We start from the raw sequence: 18657 nt of genomic DNA, 5'->3' as shown, positions 1-18657 counted from the left end.
GCTAGCCTCCTAGGGTTATAAAACGGTCAGCGTATGCCGACCATACCGCGAACGGACGCGTTCAACTTGGCCGGGTCATAACCATAACCGTCCTTGAACACGATTTCCACGTTTTCGATATCGGCGATGCGCCGTGTTGGATCGCCTTTCAGCACCACCAGATCGGCATGCTTGCCGGGAGCGATGGAACCGATGCTGTCGGCGCGTCCCATGTATTGGGCGCCGTTCAGGGTGGCGATGCGGATCGCCTCCAGTGGTGTGAAGCCGGCTTCCACCAGCAGCTGCACTTCGCGCTGGTCGCCGAAGCCGGGCAAGGTGCCGCCGTTGCCGGTGGGGTCGGGACCGGCGATCAGCAGGCCGCCGGCGCGCACGAACGCCAGTTCAAACGCCATCTCCTTTTTCAGCAGTGCTTCCTGACGCGCGGCGTAGCCGGGCACCGTGGTCGCCAGCGCGCGCGCTTCGAGATGGCTGCGTAGCGCTTCCGGCGACATCAAGGCCATCTGCTTGCGCGACAACAGCGGGCGGGTAGGTACGAAGGCTTCAAACACGGGCAGCGTGGAAGTGATGGCGACTTTGCGCGCCACCAGATCGGCGATCAGCGCCCGCACTTCCGGGCTGTCGATCTCGCGCTGTTCCCACGACGCGGCCACCGCGCCGCTGGCCGGGCATTCATCCGGGTTGCGGTTGGCGACGAATTCGGTGTCGGTGAAGACCGGGCCGTGTTCCAGATTGTCGATGCCCAGCGCGGCGGCCTGGCGGTAGTCGACCGCGCACAGGTGGCCGGTGACTTTCAGGCCATGCTTGTGCGCCTGCTCGATGGCCGCGCCCAGCACCGGGCGCGAAATCTTCATGTAGGCCTTGAACGAGGTGGCGCCCTCGCCGGCCCAGAAATCGACCGTCTTGCGCGCGTGGTCGGTCTCGGTCAGCACCGCCATCTGCGGGAAGAAGGTGTCCTTGCCTTCGAGGTAGGGGCCGGTGACGTCGATATGCGGGCCGGGGATTTTGAACTCATCGATCTGGCGGCGGATATTCAGGTCGGTGTACGGCTCCACGCTGCCGGTGGTGCGCATGGTGGTGACGCCGGCCGCCAGGTACAGGCGCGGCGCGCTGAAGGCGATCTCGGTGACGAACACGCCGGGCGGCGGGGTCTTGCCGTCTTCATCGCGGTTGATCGACTCCACGTACATCAGGTGATTGTGCATGCCCACCAGGCCGGGAATCACGCTGCGGCCGGTCAGGTCGATCACATGCGCGCCCTTGGGCGGCGCGGTGCGGGCGTCGGTGACGGCTTCGATGCGGCCGTCGCGCAGCACCACGGTGCGGTCTTCCTGCGCGGGCGCGCCGGTGCCGTCGATCACGCGCACGTGCGTGAGGGCGATCAGCGGCTGGTCATGCTGAATGAACTTGCGGACTTCCGCCGACGGCGCCTGCCCCTGCGCAGCGGCACTGAAGAACATGGCTACATAAACCAGTTTAATGTGACGTCGCATCCATCCCCCCTTGTAATGACCGGACATACTGCCACGAATCAATGATGGCGACAATGTCATAAATAATTACCAACTTGGCAAATATTTCCTTTAGGATATAGGTTTTATTACAAGGAGTATGTATGCGTCGTTTGATCACCGCCCTGCTGTGCCTGAGTCTGACGGCAACGCTGCCTGTCGTTGCCGTTGCCGCCGACGAAGCGCCGAAGATGACTGCCGAGCAGTTCCTGTCTTCGCTGACCTTCCGCGAAGGTAAAATCCAGCTGCCCGGCGATATCGCCACGCTGGATCTGCCTTCCAACTTCCGCTATCTGGACCCGGCCGATGCCGCCAGGCTGCTGACCGATGGCTGGGGCAATCCGCCGGGGACGAAAACGCTGGGCATGATCGTGCCAAGCGATGTGAATCCGCTCAGCGCGGCCGGCTGGGGCGTGGTGGTCACCTACGACAAGGACGGCCACGTCAAGGACGATGACGCCGACAAAATCAACTACGCCGACCTGCTGAAAGACATCCAGGAAGGCATGATCGAAAATAACAAGGCGCGCAAGGAACAAGGCTACGCGCCGATGACGCTGGTGGGCTGGGCCGAACAGCCGGGCTACGACAAGGCCCAGCACAAGCTGTACTGGGCCAAGGAACTGCACACCGAAGGCGACAAGGAGAACGGCCTGAACTACAACATCCGCGTGCTGGGCCGCGAAGGCGTGCTGGTGCTGAACGCGGTGTCGGGCATGAACCAGATCGCGCAAGTCAAAACCGAGATGAAGAAAGTGACCGGCTTCACCGAGTTCACGCCGGGCAACCGCTACACCGACTTCAACGCCAGCACCGACAAGGTGGCCGAGTACGGCATCGCGGCGCTGGTGGCGGGCGGGGTCGCTGCCAAGCTGGGCTTCTTCGGCAAAATCTTTGCCGTGCTGCTGGCCCTGAAGAAATTCATCCTGATCGGCGTGGCAGCCATCGGTGGCTGGGTTTACAAACTGCTGGGCCGCAAGCGCGAAGAAAAAGCCGCGGCGGTCGACCTGAGCAAGCCGGAGTAAATCGATGGGCAAGTTGATCGTCTGGCTGCTGGCCGCCGGCAAGATGGGCAAGCTGCTGACCACCAGCGCCACCATGCTGATTTCGATCGTGGCGTACAGCTGGATTTATGGCTGGCGTTATGCGGTGGGCTTCGTGAGCCTGATCTTCGTGCACGAAATGGGCCATTATGCGGCGGCCCGGCAGCGCGGCCTGGAGGTCGGCTTGCCGGCTTTCATTCCGTTTGTCGGCGCCTGGGTGGCGCTCAAGGACATGCCGCATGACGTGGAGACCGAAGCCTACATCGGTTTTGCCGGACCGCTGGCCGGCACGGCCGCCGCGATGATCTGCTACTACTTCGCGCGCAACAACGACAGCAGCCTGATGCTGGCCCTGGCCTATTCCGGCTGCATGGTGAATCTGATCAACCTGATCCCGATCTCGCCACTGGACGGTGGCCGCATCACGGCCATCATTTCGCCCAAGGTGTGGCTGGCCGGCGTGCCTTTGCTGGCGGCGCTGTTCTTTTACCATCCAAGTCCGATGCTGATTCTGCTGGCGGTGCTGGCCTATCCGCAACTCAAGGAAGCCATCTGGGGCGATCCCGCCAAGCCGGATGACTACTACATCGTGCCGCGCGAAACGCGCATCAACTACGGCGTGCTGTATCTGGGCCTGGTCGCCTTCCTCGCCATGATGAGCTACAGCATCCACGACATGCTGGCCGGTGTCGGGTAAATTATGGGAGGCCTATAATTATTACGTCGACTATTTGCTGGACCGGCAGATCCGTTTGTGCAGCAGTCATGGAAAACCAGGCAGCTTAGTCTTCGGTTGCCTCCGTGAGTTGGCGTACAGTGCGGGCGCGGCAGTGCGCTCACACTGGAAGCTTGCAAGCTTGGGAGGCAGGCCATGCCGGAGGGACCATCCATTGTCATTCTGCGCGAGGAGGCGGCGCGCTTTGCCGGGCGCACGATTGTGCGTGCCGGCGGCAATAGCAAGGCGGTCGATTATGCGGCGCTGGCCGGGCAGCCGATTGTCGCGCTGCGCAGCTGGGGCAAGCATTTCCTGATCCAGCTGCCGGACCGCGTGCTGCGCATTCATTTGCTGATGTTCGGCAGTTACCGCATCAATGAACGCAAGGACGCGGAGCCGAGACTGAGCCTGGTCTTTGAGGATGGCGAGGAATTCAATTTCTACACTTGCTCGGTGAAGACGCTGCCGCCCGATCTGGACGCGCAGTATGACTGGAGTGCCGATGTGATGTCGGATCAGTGGAGCGCCAGGGTCGCCCTGAAGAAGTTGCGCGCCCGGCCCGAGATGCTGGTGTGCGACGCCACGCTCGATCAGGAGATTTTTTCCGGCGCGGGGAATATTTTCAAGAACGAGGTGCTGTTCCGCATCCGCGTGCATCCGTTGTCGGCGGTGGGCGCGCTGCCGGCCGCCAAACAGCGCGAGCTGGTGGAGCAGATGCGTGTGTACGCGTTCGATTTCCTGCGCTGGAAAAAGGCTTTCGTGCTGAAACAGCACTGGCTGGCGCACACCAAACGCCTCTGCCCGCGATGTGAGATTCCTTTCCTTAAGGCGCACTTGGGCAAGACGCATCGGCGCAGCTTTTATTGCGAGCGCTGCCAGAAGCTGTACGCGAGCGGCGCAGATGCGCGGCCAACAGGCCCAGGCCGCCCAGCAGCATCAGGCCGGACGAAGGCTCGGGCACCGGCGCGGCCAGCAGCTGAAAGCCGTTGAGGTTGCCTTCGCCGACCATGGCGACCTGGGCGATGTCGATCACGCCGCTGCTGTCGGCCAGGACGTGGAAGATCAGGTAGTTGTTATTCAACACGAAGGTGTCGGCATTGGTCTGGGCCGAGGTTTGCACCTCGCCGTTGACGTTGAACGAGATTTGACGGCCCCAGCTGCCGTCATCGCCCTGGGTGTACACGTACAGCTCGTAAGCGTGCCCCGCGCTCAAGCCGCTGATGGTGGCGCGCACCGAGGTCTGGCTGTCGTAGGACCACAGGTAGCCGCCCATCAGGTTTTCGGCCGGCTGGCCGGTGAACCGCGTGTGAGCGGGATTGGCGCTGTAGGCGCCCTCCGAAGTGAAAGTCAGCGTGGCGCCGGTGCCGTTGCCGCCGCTGTCTTTCAAGGCCTGGTTACTGAGCGCCGCAACCGCGTAGTTGTTCCAGTAGTCGCCTGCGGCACCGATCAGGGCCGCGCCGGTTTGTGGCGGATTAGTGCCCGGGATCATGACGTTATCTTCGGGAATATAGGTCTCGTAGCCGGAGAATTGGACGTTGATCAGGCCGGTGCCTGCCTGCGCCGCCGCAGCGACGGTCAGCAGCAGGCTCGCCAGGATTTTTTTCATGATGACTCCTGTAGTGGACGTGTGCCCCACGGCACAGGAGTATCAATGTAGCAATATCATCCCGACAACGGAATGATGCAAATGCATCATTCACACCAGCCCGGTCAGGTAGTACACGGCGATCACGAAGAACACCGCCAGCGTCTTGATGACGGTGATGCCGAAGATGTCGCGGTAGGACTGGCGGTGCGTCAGGCCGGTGACCGCCAGCAGGGTGATCACGGCGCCGTTGTGCGGCAGGGTGTCCATGCCGCCGCTGGCCATGGCCACCACGCGGTGCATCACTTCCAGCGGGATGTGCGCGGCCTCGGCCGCCTTGATGAACTGGTCGGACATGGCCGCCAGCGCGATGCTCATGCCGCCCGAGGCGGAGCCGGTGATGCCGGCCAGCGAGGTGACCGACACCGCCGCATTCACCAGCGGATTCGGCACGCTGCGCAGCGCTTCGCTCACCGACAGGAAGCCTGGCAGTGCCGCGATCACGCCGCCAAAACCGTATTCGGAAGCGGTGTTCATGGCCGCCAGCAGCGCGCCGCCGACCGCGGCTTTGGTGCCGTCGGCGAAGCTCAGGCGGATGCGGCTGAAGGCGGTGGCGACGGTCAGCAGGATGCCCAGCAGCAGCGCGCCTTCCACCGCCCAGATGCCGATCACGGATTTGATCGGCAGGGTCACCGGGGCGTGCAGCCCGGGCAAGGCGTCGGCAGTGAGGGCGTAGCTTTCGCCGTACCAGCCGGGGATCATTTTGGTGAGGATGAAGTTGGCGACGCCGACCAGCACCAGCGGCGCCAGCGACAGCAGCGGATGCGGCAGCTCGGCGCGGGCGTGGGATGGTGCCGGCGCGGCGCCAGCGGTGGCGGTGGCGGCAGCAGCGGCCGGGGCAGCGGACACGGCGGCGGCAGGGGCGGCGACAGGCGCGGCGGACGCGGCAGCCGGTGAGGCGGCATCATAGCCCTCCCCGGTCGCCATGGCGCTGCGGCGGCGCCATTCGAGGAAGGCCAGGCCGGCGGCCAGTGTGGCGATCGAGCCCACCACGCCCAGCCACGGCGCCGCCCAACCGGTGGTCTTGAAGAAAGTGGTCGGGATGATGTTCTGGATTTGCGGCGTGCCCGGCAAGGTATCCATGGTGAACGAGAACGCGCCCAGCGCAATCGCGCCCGGCATCAGGCGCTTGGGGATATTGCTCTGACGGTAAAGCTCAGCCGCAAAGGGATACACGGCAAACACCACCACGAACAGCGACACGCCGCCATACGTCAGCAGCGCGCACACCAACACGATCACCGCGTTGGCGCGCGTGCGGCCGATGTATTTGATGGCCGCCACCACGATCGATTCGGAAAAGCCGGACAACTCAATCAGCTTGCCAAACACCGCGCCCAGCAAAAACACCGGGAAGTACAGTTTGACGAAACCAACCATCTTGTCCATGAAGATGCCGCTGAACACCGGCGCCACCGCGCCCGGATCGGTCAACAGCACCGCGCCCAGCGCGGCGACGGGAGCGAACAGGATAACGCTGTAGCCGCGATAGGCGGCCAGCATCAGGAATATCAGTGCGGCAAGAACAATCAGGAAGGACATGCAGGCTCCAGAGACAAGTTGCGCAGGCCCTCATTGTAGAGACTATCGCCACGCCACGCGCGCACCAAAAGGCGGAACCGCGCCGCCCCTCAGGCTGGCGGACAGCGGATCGCAGCATGGTGCAATCATCGTCCAGCACCGGCTGGCCGGTGAAGCCGCTGACGGCCAGCCGCAGCGCATCCAGCGCCTGCGGCAGCGGCGACTGCACGGTCCACGCTTCCAGCAGCGCGAGACAGCGCTGTTCGGAGAATTCCTCGCCGCCGGCATTGGCCGCTTCGGTCACGCCGTCGGTATAGCACAGCAGCGTGTCGCCCGGCGCCAGCACGGTTTCCATGGCGCTGAATTCATCGCCAGCACGCGCAGCAGGCCGATGGCCCGCGCCATGAACAGCGCCGCCGCCACGCCGTGGCCGGAGACGTCGCCTATGCAGATGAACAGCAGGTGGTCGTCGATGAAGAAGGCGTCGAACAAATCGCCGCCGACGTGCGAGGCCGGCCCCATCAGGCCGCAGGCATGCAGATCGCTGCGCTCCGGGAACAGCGGCCGCTGCAAGGGCAGCATGCTCACTTGCAGCTGGCGCGCGATGTCCAGCTCCTTGCGCAGATGCTGGAGTTCCAGCGCGGCGCGTTGCGCTTTCAGGGCCGCTTTGTTGGAGCGGCGCATGCGGCCGCTCAGGGTCAGCATCAGGTTGCTGGCCACGCCGGGCAAGGCCATCAGCTTTTGCCAGAACAGCTCGCGCGACAGTTGCAGCACTTGCGAGGCCTCGCGCGCCACCACCAGCGCCGAGACCGGCTCGCCATCGATGGCGGACAGTTCGCCGATCACCTCGCCCGGGCAAATGACGATGGCGCTCTCGCCGGTCTGGCCGTCGAGGTGTACGTCCAGCGCACCGGACAGCAGAATGTAGACATGGTGATTGGCCTCGCCGTAGTTGAGCAGCGGCGCGCCGGTCGGCATGCGCGAGCCGCGCTGCTGCATGGTGCGCGCGTTGGCGACAATGGCGCGGATGCCGATCGAGGCCAGGGACAGCGCCTATCGCGCGCGCACCTGGCACCACAGGAAGGGACGCGGCTCGGCGCCGATCGCCGCGCGCCGCGTGGCGCAGCTGGCGGTGTCCAGTTGCAGGCCATAGCCTTGCAGGCGCTGTGCCGCCTGCTCGATGGTGGCGCGGTCCTGCGCGGCCAGATCGATGCGGTGCTGCGGCAGCAGGTCGAAGGTGCAGCCGCCGGACGACAGGCGACGCAGCTCGACTTGCAGGCGCACCTTTTTCATCAGGCCGTCCAGCTTGTCGCAGCCAGCCGCGTCATCGGTCAACCCCAGCGCTTGCGCCACGGCCAGCTTGCGCAGGCGGGTGCCGTCGCGGTCGTTGCGGGCGGCGCTCAGCAGCAGATAATGCGGACCGGGACGCGCGGCGATGGCGGCCTGCTGGCGCGCGCGCCAGGCCGGCGATTCCGGAATGCCGGTGCCCAGTGCAATCACCTGCGCTTGCGGCGGCATGAAGGTCGCCATCCAGCCCGATGGCGGATCGGGCTGGGCGAAGAAGACAATGCTGTTGGCCGGATTCGGCATGGACGGCACCTCGGCGCTAAAGGCTTTGTCGGCCCATTCCGCATGGCCCCAGTTGGCGATCGGTAAGGAAACCAGCACCAGCAAGGCCAGCGCAACGCCGGCCACACGCTGCGCCTGCGGCGCGATGTACTGCCACGCCAGCCAGATCGCCAGCGGCGCCAGCAACTCCAGCGGCACCAGATAGCGGTAGATGCTGAACATGCGCATCCACACCAGATAGCCGGCCGCCACGAACAGCAGCAGGAAGGCACTGCGCGACGCCAGCGGACGCTCGCGGCGCTTGCGCAGCCACACCAGCAGCAGCGCCGCCAGCACCAGGTACAGCACCGGCCACACTGCCAACTTAAGCGGAATCTCCGACACCCGCCGCGTGTTGAAGGCAAAGATAAAGGGCCAGAACAGGTTTTCCATCCAGCCCTGCGGACGGAAAAACACATCGATCACGCCATTCTCTGGCGCCAGCGGACTGTGGAAGAAGTTATTAAATTGCGGGAACAGCGGATTGCCGAAAGTGTGCCACATCCGCAGCATCCACCAGCCGCCAGCGATGGCCACGCCAGCCAGCACGCCAACGCCGGCCACCACGGCCAGCCGCAGGCGCCGCCACCAAACCAGCGGCACACCTAACAAGGCGATGCACAAGGCGACCGCATACACGCCATTGGTCAGCTTGAGGCCGGCGCTCAGGCCCATTGCCACGCCGGCGCCCAACACCGCCAGCGCGGTGCGTCCGCCCCACTGCGGCAGCGCGTCCCAGTGGCGCAGCACGATGTACAGCGCAGCCAATGCCGGCAGCGCGCTCAGATTGTCGCCCATGCTGTTGCCCAGCTCGCTCATGAAGCCGGGCGCGAACATGCCGGCGCCCGCCAGCAACAGCACCAGCCGGCGTGGCGCGGCGACACCCAGCGCCTGCCGCGCGATGCCGCACAGCAGCACAAAGCCCAGCCCATGCAGCGCCCCCATCACAAAGCCCACCACGCGCGGCGGCAGCCACTGATTCAGGAGGTAATAAGGCAGGTCCAGGGTGGGATTGAAATAGCTCTGGAAGCCGGCCGGCGCCAGGTCGAAGCCGATGCGGCCGTTCAGCAGCGCGTGGACGTTGTACAGGTGGTAGTTGCGCATGTCCCAGCCATCGTCCTGCCCGCTGCTGAGCGACAGCAGCCCCAGCAGGAGGGGCACCAGCAGCACGGCCCACAGGCCGGCGCGGGGATGGTTGAGAATGGCGGTGCGGGTATCGAGGAATTTCTTCATTCGCGCTATTATAGTTCCAAGCGACAACCAATAAATGGCGCTGGAGGAGACATGACGGAACTGCGGGCAACGCTCAGGAGCGACGGCAAGCTGTCGCTCAACTGGAGCTATCTGAATGCCATCGCCAATGGCGTCTCGGCGATCGATCTGGGTGAGCTGGCCCTGCGCAATCTGCACGATGCGCATCAGTTCGTGCGCGAATACGGTTTCGACCTGGAGCAGCCGGCCGCCGTCGGGCTGATCCGCCGCGCCCATGCCGAGGCGGTGGCTTTCATCCGCTGCACCTTTCTCGCCCCGGACCAGGCCGGGCTGATCCCGCCCGAGGTGGCCGAGCCGGAAGACCCTTTGCAGCTGCTGGTGTATGCCTCGCTGCGCGGGCAACTGGTCGATGTGCGGCGCATGTGGTCGTGCGCCGTGCTCAAGGTGATGCACGGGATTTTTTACATCGACAACAACCTCAAGCTGCGCCATTTCCATGCCATCCGCGCGCAGGTGTTCGGCACCCTGGACGAGGTGATCCGCAGCGACGGCGAGCGCCATTTCCTCACCGACGGCGAAGTCTGCCTGCCGCTGCTGCATTACGACCGCAAGGATAACAAGGGCCGCAACAGCATCCTGCTCAAGCTGCTGCAAAAAGCCGCCTACCTGGCGGCCGACATCTTCGACCATCTGGGCGTGCGGCTGGTGTTTGCCACCCGCTGCGAGTGCCTGCTGGCCCTGCGCACCTTGCAGCGCGCGCATCTGCTGTCGGTCACCAATGTCGATGCCGAACGCACCCGCAACACCCTGCTTGACCTCGACGCGGCCAAGGAGGTTTTTTGCAAATACCGGGCCCAGCTGGAGCACAGCAAGACGTATCCGCTCGATCTGCTGCGGCAAATGGACGCGGAGCTGGCCGATATCGCCCAGCCGCAAACACGCTGCGACAATCCGCACAGCGGGGTCGGCTTCAACAGCATCCAGGTGACGGTGCGCAAGATGATCCACGTGCAGCAGCTCGATGCGGCGCCCGAGCAGGATTACGACGTCGGCTTTTTCTTCGAGTACGAAATCCAGCTGATGGACGAGGCCAGCTACCAGCGCAGCCTGAGCGGCCCGGCCAGCCACGAAGCCTACAAGAAACGCCAGGTGGACACCGCCCGCACCCGCGTGTTCGGCCGCGAGCTGATCCGCTGGGTCGAAAGCCAGCCGGCCGTGTGAACGGTGCGCCGCCGGCGGCGGCGATGGCTTACCATCGTGCCGTCATGAGAACCTTTCTGGTGGCGGCATTGCTGGCGGCAAGTTGCGCTGCCGCCCAGAACGCCCCCAGCGTCACCGTGCCAGCAACGCGCGACCCGGTCGACAAGTCCTACCGCAAGATGATCGCCGGCATGGACCTGTTCGAGCGCCAGCACGCGCTGGCGCCGCGGGCCACGCTGCGCTTCCAGTTGCTGCCGCGCCTGGCCACCACGCAACTGGAGGGCATCACCTTGCGCGTGGCCGGCGATACGGTGTCGCTGCCGGTGCCGGTGGCGGCCGATCACAGCTTCACGCTGGAGCGCAACGCCCAGGCACTCAAGGAAGACGCCGCCCTGATCGCCAGCCGCAAGACCAGCACGCTGACCTGGCGCGCGCAGGTGCGCAGCCCCGGCGTGCCGGAAGGCATGCGCCGGCTGGGCGATTTGCGGCTGGAATGCCGGGTCGGCGTGGAGGCCGGGCTGCTGTCCAACAACGCCCACCTGTTTGCCTGGCTGAGCGATATGTTCACCAGCGCGGACAGCGTGTGCAATGCGCCGGATGGCAATTACCTGTTCTTTGCCGACGGTCCGGTCACTGGCATCACCCTGTTCGACGGCAATCTCAGCGCCAACCTGCCCCCCACCGCGCTGCACGCCGGCGGCACGCAGACCGAGGCCAGCCTGCCCTATTGCGACTGCCAGGTGCTGCTGGACCGCGCTTATTACGCGCCGATCTGGGATCAGCGCTGGTCGGACGAAACCCTGCTAAGCTTTAGCCATCAACCTATCACGCCATCGCCATGAAAAACCTTGTTCCCACCTTGCGCTTGGCCGCGGCCAGCCTGATCGTCCTGACCGCCTGCGCCGGCGCGCGGCCACCGGAAACCACGCCGGAACTGTGGCAGAAAGTCCAGGCCGCCAATAGCGACCTGGCCTGCGACAACGGCAGCCAATGCCACAGCCTGGGCGTGGGCGCCAAGGCCTGTGGCGGACCGGAGCGCTACATCGCGTGGTCGAGCAAGAACGGCGACGGCACGCAACTGAAAGCGCTGGTGGAACAGCACGCCGCCGCGCGCCGCGCCGACGACAAGCGGGAAGGCATGATGTCGACCTGCTCCGTGGTCAGCGATCCCGGCGCCACCTGCCGCGCCGGCGTGTGCGTGATCAACCCGCCGGCGCTGCTCAACCCGGGACCGGCCAGCGTCAAATAAAAAAGCCCGCGTCGTACCGCACGCGGACTTTTCGTTCAGGCTGAGGGGATCAGAACGCCAGCGCCTGCTTCACGCGCGAGTTCTGGAACAGCGGCAGCGGATCGGTGGTATCCACGTCCACCACGGTGGTGCCCTGCTTGACGCCGCCCAGCAGGAAGTTCACTGCGCCCACATAACGCTTGCCAACCGGCAGGCCCGACCAGCTGATGCCCACGGTGGCGGTGCCGCCGATGGTCGCCGAGCTTGGCACGTTGACCTTGAAGTTGCCGCCGGTCGAGGCCGAATTCACCAGCCAGCTCGACAGCACGTAGGTGGCCGAGCCGCCTTTCGGCGCATAGCCCACCACGCACACCTTGTAGTCGCCAGCGGCCGGGTTCAGCAGCTGTACCGACTCGTTGGCGGTATCGCCACCGCTGCTGCCCACCACGGTCGTGCCCTTGATCACCACCATGTCGAGGTCGCTCAGGCCCGGGGTGGCGCCCGTCACTTCATCGTCAAACAGCGAGAAGCGCGCGGCGATGGTGCCGGCCGGGATGGTGACGTTGTGCAGGTTGACGCCGGCCGAACCGCCGGCCGCGCACTGCGCGTTGGCGGTCGACAGGCTGGTGCCCTGCACCACGGTGCGGGTTTCCTGCGACGCCGGGATCAGGCCGCCCTTCACCGCGCTCATGCTGCCGGCAAAGCCGGTGCCGATGGTGATGATCTTGCTGCCGCTGGTGGCCTCGCTGTAGACGCCGGCCGGCGCCGCCAGCGCGCTGCCGCGCACGGTCAGCGGGCTGCGCACGTTGTGGCTGCCATCGCTCCACACCAGCTTGCCGTAGGTCCAGGTATCGATCGGCGCGTCGATGCGGGTCACCTTCACCGTGAAGCTGGCTTTGGCGCCCGGCGCCAGCACCAGTTGCGACGGCGACACCACCACCGCGTAGCCCGGCACCGAGGCGCTGGCGTTGTAGGTGGCGGTGGTATTGCCGACGTTGGTCACGGTACGGGTCAGGGTGATCGAGCCCAGCACGTTACCGGCGGTCAGCGAGGCCAGGTTCAGGTTCTGCGCCGCGATCGAGCCGCCGAACGAGGTGCACTGCGCCGCCGTGTAGATCAGACCCTGGCCGCACAGGAAGCGGGCGTAATCGACCGGGGCGATGTCGTACACCAGACCGGGATCGGCGGCGCTGGTTGGCGCGATGTGGCCGGCGCCCTGCGCCCATGGCAGCGTGCCGGTGTTCCTGGCGGTGGCATCCCACGCCACGCCGCTGGTCAGGCCGTCGGTGTAGGTGTCGTAGGCGGTGGTCATCAGCGCCGACTTGATGGCGGCCGGGGTCCAGTCGGGATGACGCTGTTTCAGCAGCGCCGCCACGCCCGCCACGTGCGGCGAGGCCATCGAGGTGCCGGTGTAGAACGCCCAGTCGGTGACCGGCGCGGCGCCGCCGGCGGCCACCGCATTGCGCTGGTCCTTGGTCAGGTCGGCGGTCACGGCGGCCAGGATGTCGGTGCCGGGCGCGGTCAGGTCCGGTTTCAGGATGTTGGCGCTGGCCACGTTCGGGCCGCGCGACGAGGAACCGTTCATGATCGGCGCCTTGACGCTGGTGTCGACGGTGGCGCGCAGGTTGCCCAGCGAGCCGTTGGCCGAGGCCGGGTTGGCCGCCACGTAGTCCTTGACGATCTTGCCGTTTTCCTTGGTGATGTGGATGGTCGACAGCGTGTGCGGCTGGCTCAGCGTGGTGGTGGCGCCGCCTTCGACGTTGGCGATGATCACGCCCACCGCGCCGGCGGTCTTGCCGTTGGCGCTCTTGTTGACCAGCACATTGTCACCGCGGTTGCACACCAGTATCTTGCCGGTCACCTTGGCCGGGTCCAGCAACGGCGACATGCTGTCCGCCGGGCCGAAGCACTGCCCCAGCTTGACCGGATCGGCGCCGGCCACGCCGGCGTCCGTGGACAGAATCAGCGGTGCGGACGGCGTGTTGGCGTTGCTGGAGACGCCCGTCACGGTGGCGCCGCTGCCCAGCGCGGCATCGGCGAGGTAGAGGCGGTCATGAGTCGAGTTGCCGACCGTGGTCAGCCATGGGCTGATGTGGGCCACCGGCGCCGGCGCGGTGGCGGTCGGGCCCTGGTTGCCGGCCGATGCCGCCACGAACACGCCGGCCGCCGCCGCGCCGAAGAAGGCTTGCTCGGTCGCCTCGTTGAAGGTGCCGCCGCCGGTGCTCGGGCCGATCGAGAAGTTGATGACGTTGACGCCATCCTTGACCGCCTGGTTGATGGCGGCCACGCTGTTGGCGGTGGCGCAGCCGTTCTTGCCGGTGACGCCGTCGGTCCAGCACACCTTGTAGGCGGCGATGCGGGCGCGCGGCGCCACGCCGGAAGTCTTGCCCAGGTTGAGGCCGCCGGTCAGCACCGACACATTGCCGTTGCCGCCAGCGGTGCTGGAGGTGTGGCTGCCGTGGCCGCCCTGGCCTTCGGTGCCGGCCACCGAGTCGCGCGCCGAGTTGAATTCGGTCCAGTGCAGGGTTTGCGCCGCCGGCTTGTAGTAGCGCGCGCCGATCAGCTTGTTGTTGCAGTTGGCCACGCTGAAGCCTTCGCCAGCGTCGCAGCCGCCTTTCCAGGTGACTGGCGGGGCGCCGTACACCAGCTTGCTGCCGGTGTGGCTCGGGTTGCCGTTGTCGTCTTCGCGGTCGGCGTAGCTTGGGTTTTCCGGCCAGATGCCGCCGTCGACGATGCCGATCACAATGTCTTCACCGGCGGCGCCGGCGCCCAACTGCGACCACAGGCCGCCGGGCTTGTCGAGGCCGATGAACGAGTTCACATAGCTGTCGTCCATCTGCATGATGGAGTCGGCGGTGATGGAGGCCACGCCGCTGTTCTTTTTCAGCGCGCGCACTTCATCGTCGGTCAGCAGGGCGGCAAAGCCGTTGAACACCACGTCGTACTTGTGGGTCACTTCGGCGTTGGCGACGGTGCTGATCACGTCGTTCTGCTTGCTTTCCAGGTAGCTGATGTAGGCTTGCACGTCGGCCGCGTCGACATTCAGGCGCTGGCCCTGGGCCGGCATGGTGGCGGCCAGGCCGGCCACCTGGCCGGTGTAGGTGGCGACCGGCTTGTCGACCAGTTGCACGATGTAGGATTTGCGCTCGGCTTCGGCGTGCGCGGTGGCGGCCATGGCCGACAGCGTCAGCAGGACGGCGGTGGTAACAGGACGAAGTTTCAGTTTCATGGTGTGCAGTCCCCGCTTAAACGTTGTTGTTCTTGTTGGCGCGACGACGCACCACCAGGCTGATCGCAGCCAGACCCAGGCCCATCATGGCGTAGCTCGAAGGCTCCGGCACCGGCGCCAGCGTCAGATTGTCGAACGCGAACTGGGCCTGATTGTCGGACGGGTTGACGCAACCGGCGCCATCGAAGATGCAGGAGCTGATGGTGACGTTGCTGAACAGGGTGTTGCCGAACCTGGACGACAGGTCGGCCGTGATGAACGGCGAGTGGCCGCTGGCCAGCTCAGGGAAATCGAAGGAGTAAGTGACCTTGCCGCCGCCGCTGGTGGTGCCGGTCACCACCAATTGGCCGTAGGAATAGCCCGGCAGGTTGTCGACCGGGGCCAGGAAGGCGTAGTCCACCCTGCCCAGGCTGAATGATTTGTTGTCGCCACGCGAAATATTCACGCTGCCGTCGTTGACGCCCAGGTAGAAGTTGCTGCTGTTGCCGCTCGGGCAGCCGGCAATCGCGCACAGGTAAGGGTCGCCGCCGTTGCCGATGGCGCCGGCGAAACCGGTGCCGTCCGGGCCGGATGCGGGCGAGTCGATCACCAGGAAGTGATAGGCGCCGGAATCGAAGGTATCGAGGCCGTTGAAGGTGTTGGAATCGAGGGAGTTGAAATCGATGATATCGGCCATGGCCGGCGCGGCGCTCATCAGCGCAATGGCGCCCAATGCGGCCGCCGTCATCCGTTTCAATTGCATGGAGTCGTTCATTTCTCTGCCTTGTGGTTAAGGGATAAAGCCATGGCCCGCCCGGTCGATTGCCCGACGGGGCCCTGATTACTTTTCTTAAAAAGTAACATTTAATATAGCCTCAGCCTTTGAGCAAAGGTAATGAAACTGTAACGTTTATTGTTTAATTATCTTTATAAAAACCAAATAAAATCCTGCTTGCGCTATGAAGCGCATGTCATCGGGAGGTCATGAGGATATGCTCTAATGGCTGATTTTCCGTTGTAATTGTGCAAAAACTTGTTCTGGCGGGCGTAAAAAAAGCCAGCCGCGCGGGCTGGCTTGGGTGCGGACGAACCGGGGCCAATTAAAATACTGCCATTGCTTTCTTTATAGCAACGCAGCGTTCATCTTCCTGCTTTGTTACCAGAAGTGAACGTTTGGTTCCTGTCGACAAATCCGGCAATTTAACAATTGCCGCCGCCAGGCGCTCGACGCTGGCCGGGGTGCAGGTGGCCGGAATCATGGCCGCGCCAAAGGCCCGCATGTAGACCGGGCCGGCCTGCTGGTCGACCACGCCGAGACCACCCAGACGCTGCGCCGCGCTTTGCTCGTTCAGCGCGCCCTGCTCGGCCGGGTACAGATAATTCATGGCGGTACGCACTTTCGAGAACGGCAGCCGGGTCTGCAAGTTGGCGATGGTGCCCAGCCACTCGGCTTTCACCTTGGCATCCGGCCGCACCACGGTGGCGGCAATGGCGGCTTGCTGACCACTGTCGGATTGATCGCGCTGCTGCTCGGCGGCCAGCAGTTCCGTACTGCCCGGATAGGCATAGCGGTTCAGACGGCCAATGATCTCCCAGCGCACATCCTGGCTGACGTTCAGGCCCGGCACCACCAGCTTGCCGTTCAGGATGTCGGCCAGTTGCCCGAGCGCGGCCGGGCTGCTGGCCACATTCAGGTAAGCGGAGAACCAGCGGCGCTGGAAGTTCTTGTCGGCGCTGGCGGCCTGCGTGGCCTTGAACGCCATCTGCTCCAGCTGCACGCCGACCTTGCCGCTGTAGGACGACGGGCCCATCGCATCGAGATAACCCTTGGCCGAACGCACCTTGTCGACGATATCGCCCAGCAGCGTGTAATCCCTCTCGGCCGGCGCGTTGGCCAGCACCGTTTTCAGGAAGTCGTTCAGCGGCAGCTGGGCGGCGCGCACGCTGTCCCACAGGCTTTGCCACAGCATGGAGCGCAGCAGTGGATCATCCACCTTGCTCAGGCTGGACTGCGCGGTGGCGAAGGATTTCTTATCCAGCCGCACTTGCGCAAAGCCCCAGTCCTGATAGTTCGGATAGACCAGGTCCGGACAGGCTGCGCCTTGCAGTTCCGGCACCGCGGTGGCCGCGCCCTTGTACGTGACCGCCACGTTTTTGCTCAATGCGAGACCGTGCGCGCCCTGCTGGAACAAGGCGATCCGCACGCGCTGTTCGCGCAGCGTCGGCAGCGCCGGACTGGCCGCGCTCTGGCGCAGCGTGAAGGAACTGACCTTGCCGGCCTTGCAGCTGAAGTCGGCAGCGATGGTGTTCACGCCCGCTTCATACAGCCATTCCCTGGTCCAGCCACCAAGGTCGCGCTGCGCGGCCTCGGCCAGGCTGCCGATGAAGTCATCCAGCGTGGCGTTGCGGTACTGGTATTTGACCAGGTAATTGTGCACACCCTGGCGGAACACTTCCTCGCCCAGCAGATGGCGCAGTTGCTTGAGGGTGGAGGCGCCTTTGGAATAGGTGATGGCGTCGATGTTGTCGAAGGCGTTGGCGGTCGACGCCACCGGCGTTTCAATGGCGTGCGTGGTCACGCGCTGATCCTGCACATAAGCGGACTGCTTGCCGCCCGAGTAGAAGCCCTGCCAGGCGTTGGTGAACTCGGTCGACTCGGCGGTCGCCAGCGTGCCCATGAAGGACGCGAAGCTCTCGTTCAGCCACAAGCCGTTCCACCACTTCATGGTGACCAGATCGCCGAACCACTGGTGCGCCATCTCGTGCATGATGACGCCGGCCAGCGATTGCTTCTGCGCCGCCGTCATTTCTTCCTTGTGCAGGAAGCGGCCTTCGGCGAAGGTGATGGCGGCGGCATTTTCCATCGCGCCGTACAGGAAGTCGGGCACCAGCAGCTGGTCGTACTTCTCGAACTGGTAAGGGATGCCGAAGTACTGGTCGAAGAAACCCAGGCCCTGCCTGGTGTACTTGAACCAGTCCTGCGGCGACACCTGCGCCGCCACTGACTGGCGTGCGAACAGGCGCATCGGATATTTGCCGCTGTTGTCTTCCCAGACCTTGTACGGGCCGGCGTGCATGGAGAAGTTATAGGGGCTCAGTTTTTTCGAGCGCGGGAAGCTCCAGCGCTTGCCGCCATCGACGTCCTGCACACTGGTCTCGCGCATGGTGGACGAGACCACCCAATCGGCCGGCGTGCTGACGGTGATCTGGTAAGTGCCTTTCAAATCCGGCTGATCGAACACCGGGAACATCTGATGCGCGGCGGCCGGCTCGAAGTGCGAGTAGGTGTAGACGCGGCCATCGACCGGGTCGACCATGCGGTGCAAGCCTTCGCCATTGGTGCTGTGCAGGCGCGTGTAGGCGATGGTGACGGTGTTGCGGCCGGCCACCAGATCCTGCGCCGCCAGCGTGATGAACCACTGGTTGTACTGCGGCGCGACGGTCTTGCCGTTGACGGTCAGGCTGGTGATGCCGGCTTTATCGAGATCGATGGTCAGCGCCTGCGAGGCATCGCTCAAGTCGAAGCTGAGGGTGGTGGTGCCGCTGAAGGATTCCTTGCCGGTCAGCGTGAAGTCCAGCGTGTAATCGACATTGCTGACACGCGCGGCGCGGGCGGCGGCGTCCTGTTGCGAGAGATAGGCGTTTTCGGCGCGCGGGGCCGGCGCGGCGGCGTGCGCGCCGCCAAAGGCCAGCGCGATCGCGGCGGCGATCAGGTATGGTTTCATGTGTTCGTCCTAACGTGAAAACGCCCGCAGTGGCGGGCGTTGTG

At 64.8% G+C, this 18657-nt stretch carries 13 protein-coding genes and 2 pseudogenes; 6 read left to right on the top strand and 9 right to left on the bottom strand.

Features of this window, described 5'->3' with window-relative positions:
* Positions 1 to 26 precede the first annotated feature (26 nt).
* Positions 27 to 1490, bottom strand: coding sequence for an amidohydrolase family protein (locus GM676_RS08630; protein ID WP_155463116.1), 1464 nt, complete (start codon positions 1488 to 1490; stop codon positions 27 to 29).
* A gap of 122 nt (positions 1491 to 1612) precedes the next feature.
* On the opposite strand from GM676_RS08630, the gene GM676_RS08625 reads away from it, so the two are divergent.
* From GM676_RS08625 to GM676_RS08615, 3 genes are all read left to right on the top strand, one after another.
* Positions 1613 to 2533 (top strand): DUF2167 domain-containing protein, encoded by a 921-nt coding sequence (locus GM676_RS08625; RefSeq protein ID WP_155463115.1) that lies wholly within the window; start codon positions 1613 to 1615, stop codon positions 2531 to 2533.
* 4 nt (positions 2534 to 2537) lie between these two features.
* On the top strand, positions 2538 to 3248 hold the full coding sequence (locus tag GM676_RS08620; RefSeq protein ID WP_155463114.1) for a site-2 protease family protein: 711 nt from the start codon (positions 2538 to 2540) through the stop codon (positions 3246 to 3248).
* Between the two features lie 174 nt (positions 3249 to 3422).
* The gene (locus GM676_RS08615; protein ID WP_308936682.1) at positions 3423 to 4256 is read left to right on the top strand and encodes a DNA-formamidopyrimidine glycosylase family protein; all 834 of its coding nucleotides are present in this window, start codon (positions 3423 to 3425) and stop codon (positions 4254 to 4256) included.
* On the opposite strand, the pseudogene GM676_RS32765 reads toward GM676_RS08615, so the two are convergent.
* The 5 genes and pseudogenes from GM676_RS32765 to GM676_RS08590 all read right to left on the bottom strand — a co-directional run.
* A pseudogene (locus tag GM676_RS32765) lies at positions 4189 to 4539 on the bottom strand (hypothetical protein); the annotation flags it as partial. The gene GM676_RS08615 and the pseudogene GM676_RS32765 overlap by 68 nt on opposite strands.
* Positions 4540 to 4962: 423 nt before the next feature.
* Positions 4963 to 6453, bottom strand: a complete 1491-nt coding sequence (locus GM676_RS08605) for a GntP family permease (RefSeq protein WP_155463113.1) — start codon at positions 6451 to 6453, stop codon at positions 4963 to 4965.
* Positions 6454 to 6622: 169 nt separating this feature from the next.
* Positions 6623 to 6787: pseudogene (locus GM676_RS32925) on the bottom strand (SpoIIE family protein phosphatase); the annotation flags it as partial.
* Complete coding sequence (locus tag GM676_RS08595) at positions 6733 to 7431, bottom strand: PP2C family protein-serine/threonine phosphatase (protein WP_155463111.1); 699 nt, start codon at positions 7429 to 7431, stop codon at positions 6733 to 6735. The gene GM676_RS08595 and the pseudogene GM676_RS32925, both read right to left, overlap by 55 nt.
* 54 nt (positions 7432 to 7485) lie before the next feature.
* The gene (locus GM676_RS08590) at positions 7486 to 9273 is read right to left on the bottom strand and encodes a glycosyltransferase 87 family protein (protein WP_155463110.1); all 1788 of its coding nucleotides are present in this window, start codon (positions 9271 to 9273) and stop codon (positions 7486 to 7488) included.
* A gap of 51 nt (positions 9274 to 9324) precedes the next feature.
* On the opposite strand from GM676_RS08590, the gene GM676_RS08585 reads away from it, so the two are divergent.
* The 3 genes from GM676_RS08585 to GM676_RS08575 are packed head-to-tail and all read left to right on the top strand — an operon-like array spanning position 9325 to position 11701.
* Positions 9325 to 10473, top strand: coding sequence for a TIGR04552 family protein (locus tag GM676_RS08585; protein WP_155463109.1), 1149 nt, complete (start codon positions 9325 to 9327; stop codon positions 10471 to 10473).
* A 44-nt stretch (positions 10474 to 10517) separates the two neighbouring features.
* Positions 10518 to 11294 carry a hypothetical protein gene (locus GM676_RS08580; RefSeq protein ID WP_155463108.1) on the top strand — a complete coding sequence of 259 codons (777 nt, stop codon included), beginning with the start codon at positions 10518 to 10520 and terminating at the stop codon, positions 11292 to 11294.
* On the top strand, positions 11291 to 11701 hold the full coding sequence (locus tag GM676_RS08575) for a hypothetical protein (protein WP_155463107.1): 411 nt from the start codon (positions 11291 to 11293) through the stop codon (positions 11699 to 11701). The genes GM676_RS08580 and GM676_RS08575 overlap by 4 nt, the downstream gene beginning before the upstream one ends.
* 49 nt (positions 11702 to 11750) lie before the next feature.
* Here GM676_RS08575 and GM676_RS32760 read toward each other — a convergent pair whose 3' ends face one another.
* The 3 genes from GM676_RS32760 to pepN form a co-directional block, all read right to left on the bottom strand.
* Positions 11751 to 14909 (bottom strand): S8 family serine peptidase, encoded by a 3159-nt coding sequence (locus GM676_RS32760; protein WP_155463106.1) that lies wholly within the window; start codon positions 14907 to 14909, stop codon positions 11751 to 11753.
* Positions 14910 to 14925: 16 nt separating this feature from the next.
* Complete coding sequence (locus GM676_RS08565; RefSeq protein WP_211923190.1) at positions 14926 to 15651, bottom strand: NF038120 family PEP-CTERM protein; 726 nt, start codon at positions 15649 to 15651, stop codon at positions 14926 to 14928.
* Between the two features lie 337 nt (positions 15652 to 15988).
* A complete protein-coding gene (gene pepN, locus GM676_RS08560) occupies positions 15989 to 18613 on the bottom strand; it encodes an aminopeptidase N (RefSeq protein ID WP_155463104.1) in 2625 nt (874 codons plus the stop codon).
* Positions 18614 to 18657: the final 44 nt, after the last annotated feature.

Origin of the sequence: Duganella radicis, assembly GCF_009720825.1 — a bacterium.
Lineage (GTDB): Bacteria > Pseudomonadota > Gammaproteobacteria > Burkholderiales > Burkholderiaceae_D > Rugamonas > Rugamonas radicis.
Note: the sequence above shows the minus strand (reverse complement) of the source record. Positions and strands in the feature narration are given on the sequence as shown.

Coding starts and splice junctions, on each gene's coding strand:
- GM676_RS08630 (WP_155463116.1), bottom strand. CDS start 1,490: ATGCGACGTCACATTAAACTGGTTTATGTAGCCATGTTCTTCAGTGCC.
- GM676_RS08625 (WP_155463115.1), top strand. CDS start 1,613: ATGCGTCGTTTGATCACCGCCCTGCTGTGCCTGAGTCTGACGGCAACG.
- GM676_RS08620 (WP_155463114.1), top strand. CDS start 2,538: ATGGGCAAGTTGATCGTCTGGCTGCTGGCCGCCGGCAAGATGGGCAAG.
- GM676_RS08615 (WP_308936682.1), top strand. CDS start 3,423: ATGCCGGAGGGACCATCCATTGTCATTCTGCGCGAGGAGGCGGCGCGC.
- GM676_RS08605 (WP_155463113.1), bottom strand. CDS start 6,453: ATGTCCTTCCTGATTGTTCTTGCCGCACTGATATTCCTGATGCTGGCC.
- GM676_RS08595 (WP_155463111.1), bottom strand. CDS start 7,431: ATGCAGCAGCGCGGCTCGCGCATGCCGACCGGCGCGCCGCTGCTCAAC.
- GM676_RS08590 (WP_155463110.1), bottom strand. CDS start 9,273: ATGAAGAAATTCCTCGATACCCGCACCGCCATTCTCAACCATCCCCGC.
- GM676_RS08585 (WP_155463109.1), top strand. CDS start 9,325: ATGACGGAACTGCGGGCAACGCTCAGGAGCGACGGCAAGCTGTCGCTC.
- GM676_RS08580 (WP_155463108.1), top strand. CDS start 10,518: ATGAGAACCTTTCTGGTGGCGGCATTGCTGGCGGCAAGTTGCGCTGCC.
- GM676_RS08575 (WP_155463107.1), top strand. CDS start 11,291: ATGAAAAACCTTGTTCCCACCTTGCGCTTGGCCGCGGCCAGCCTGATC.
- GM676_RS32760 (WP_155463106.1), bottom strand. CDS start 14,909: ATGAAACTGAAACTTCGTCCTGTTACCACCGCCGTCCTGCTGACGCTG.
- GM676_RS08565 (WP_211923190.1), bottom strand. CDS start 15,651: ATGCAATTGAAACGGATGACGGCGGCCGCATTGGGCGCCATTGCGCTG.
- pepN (WP_155463104.1), bottom strand. CDS start 18,613: ATGAAACCATACCTGATCGCCGCCGCGATCGCGCTGGCCTTTGGCGGC.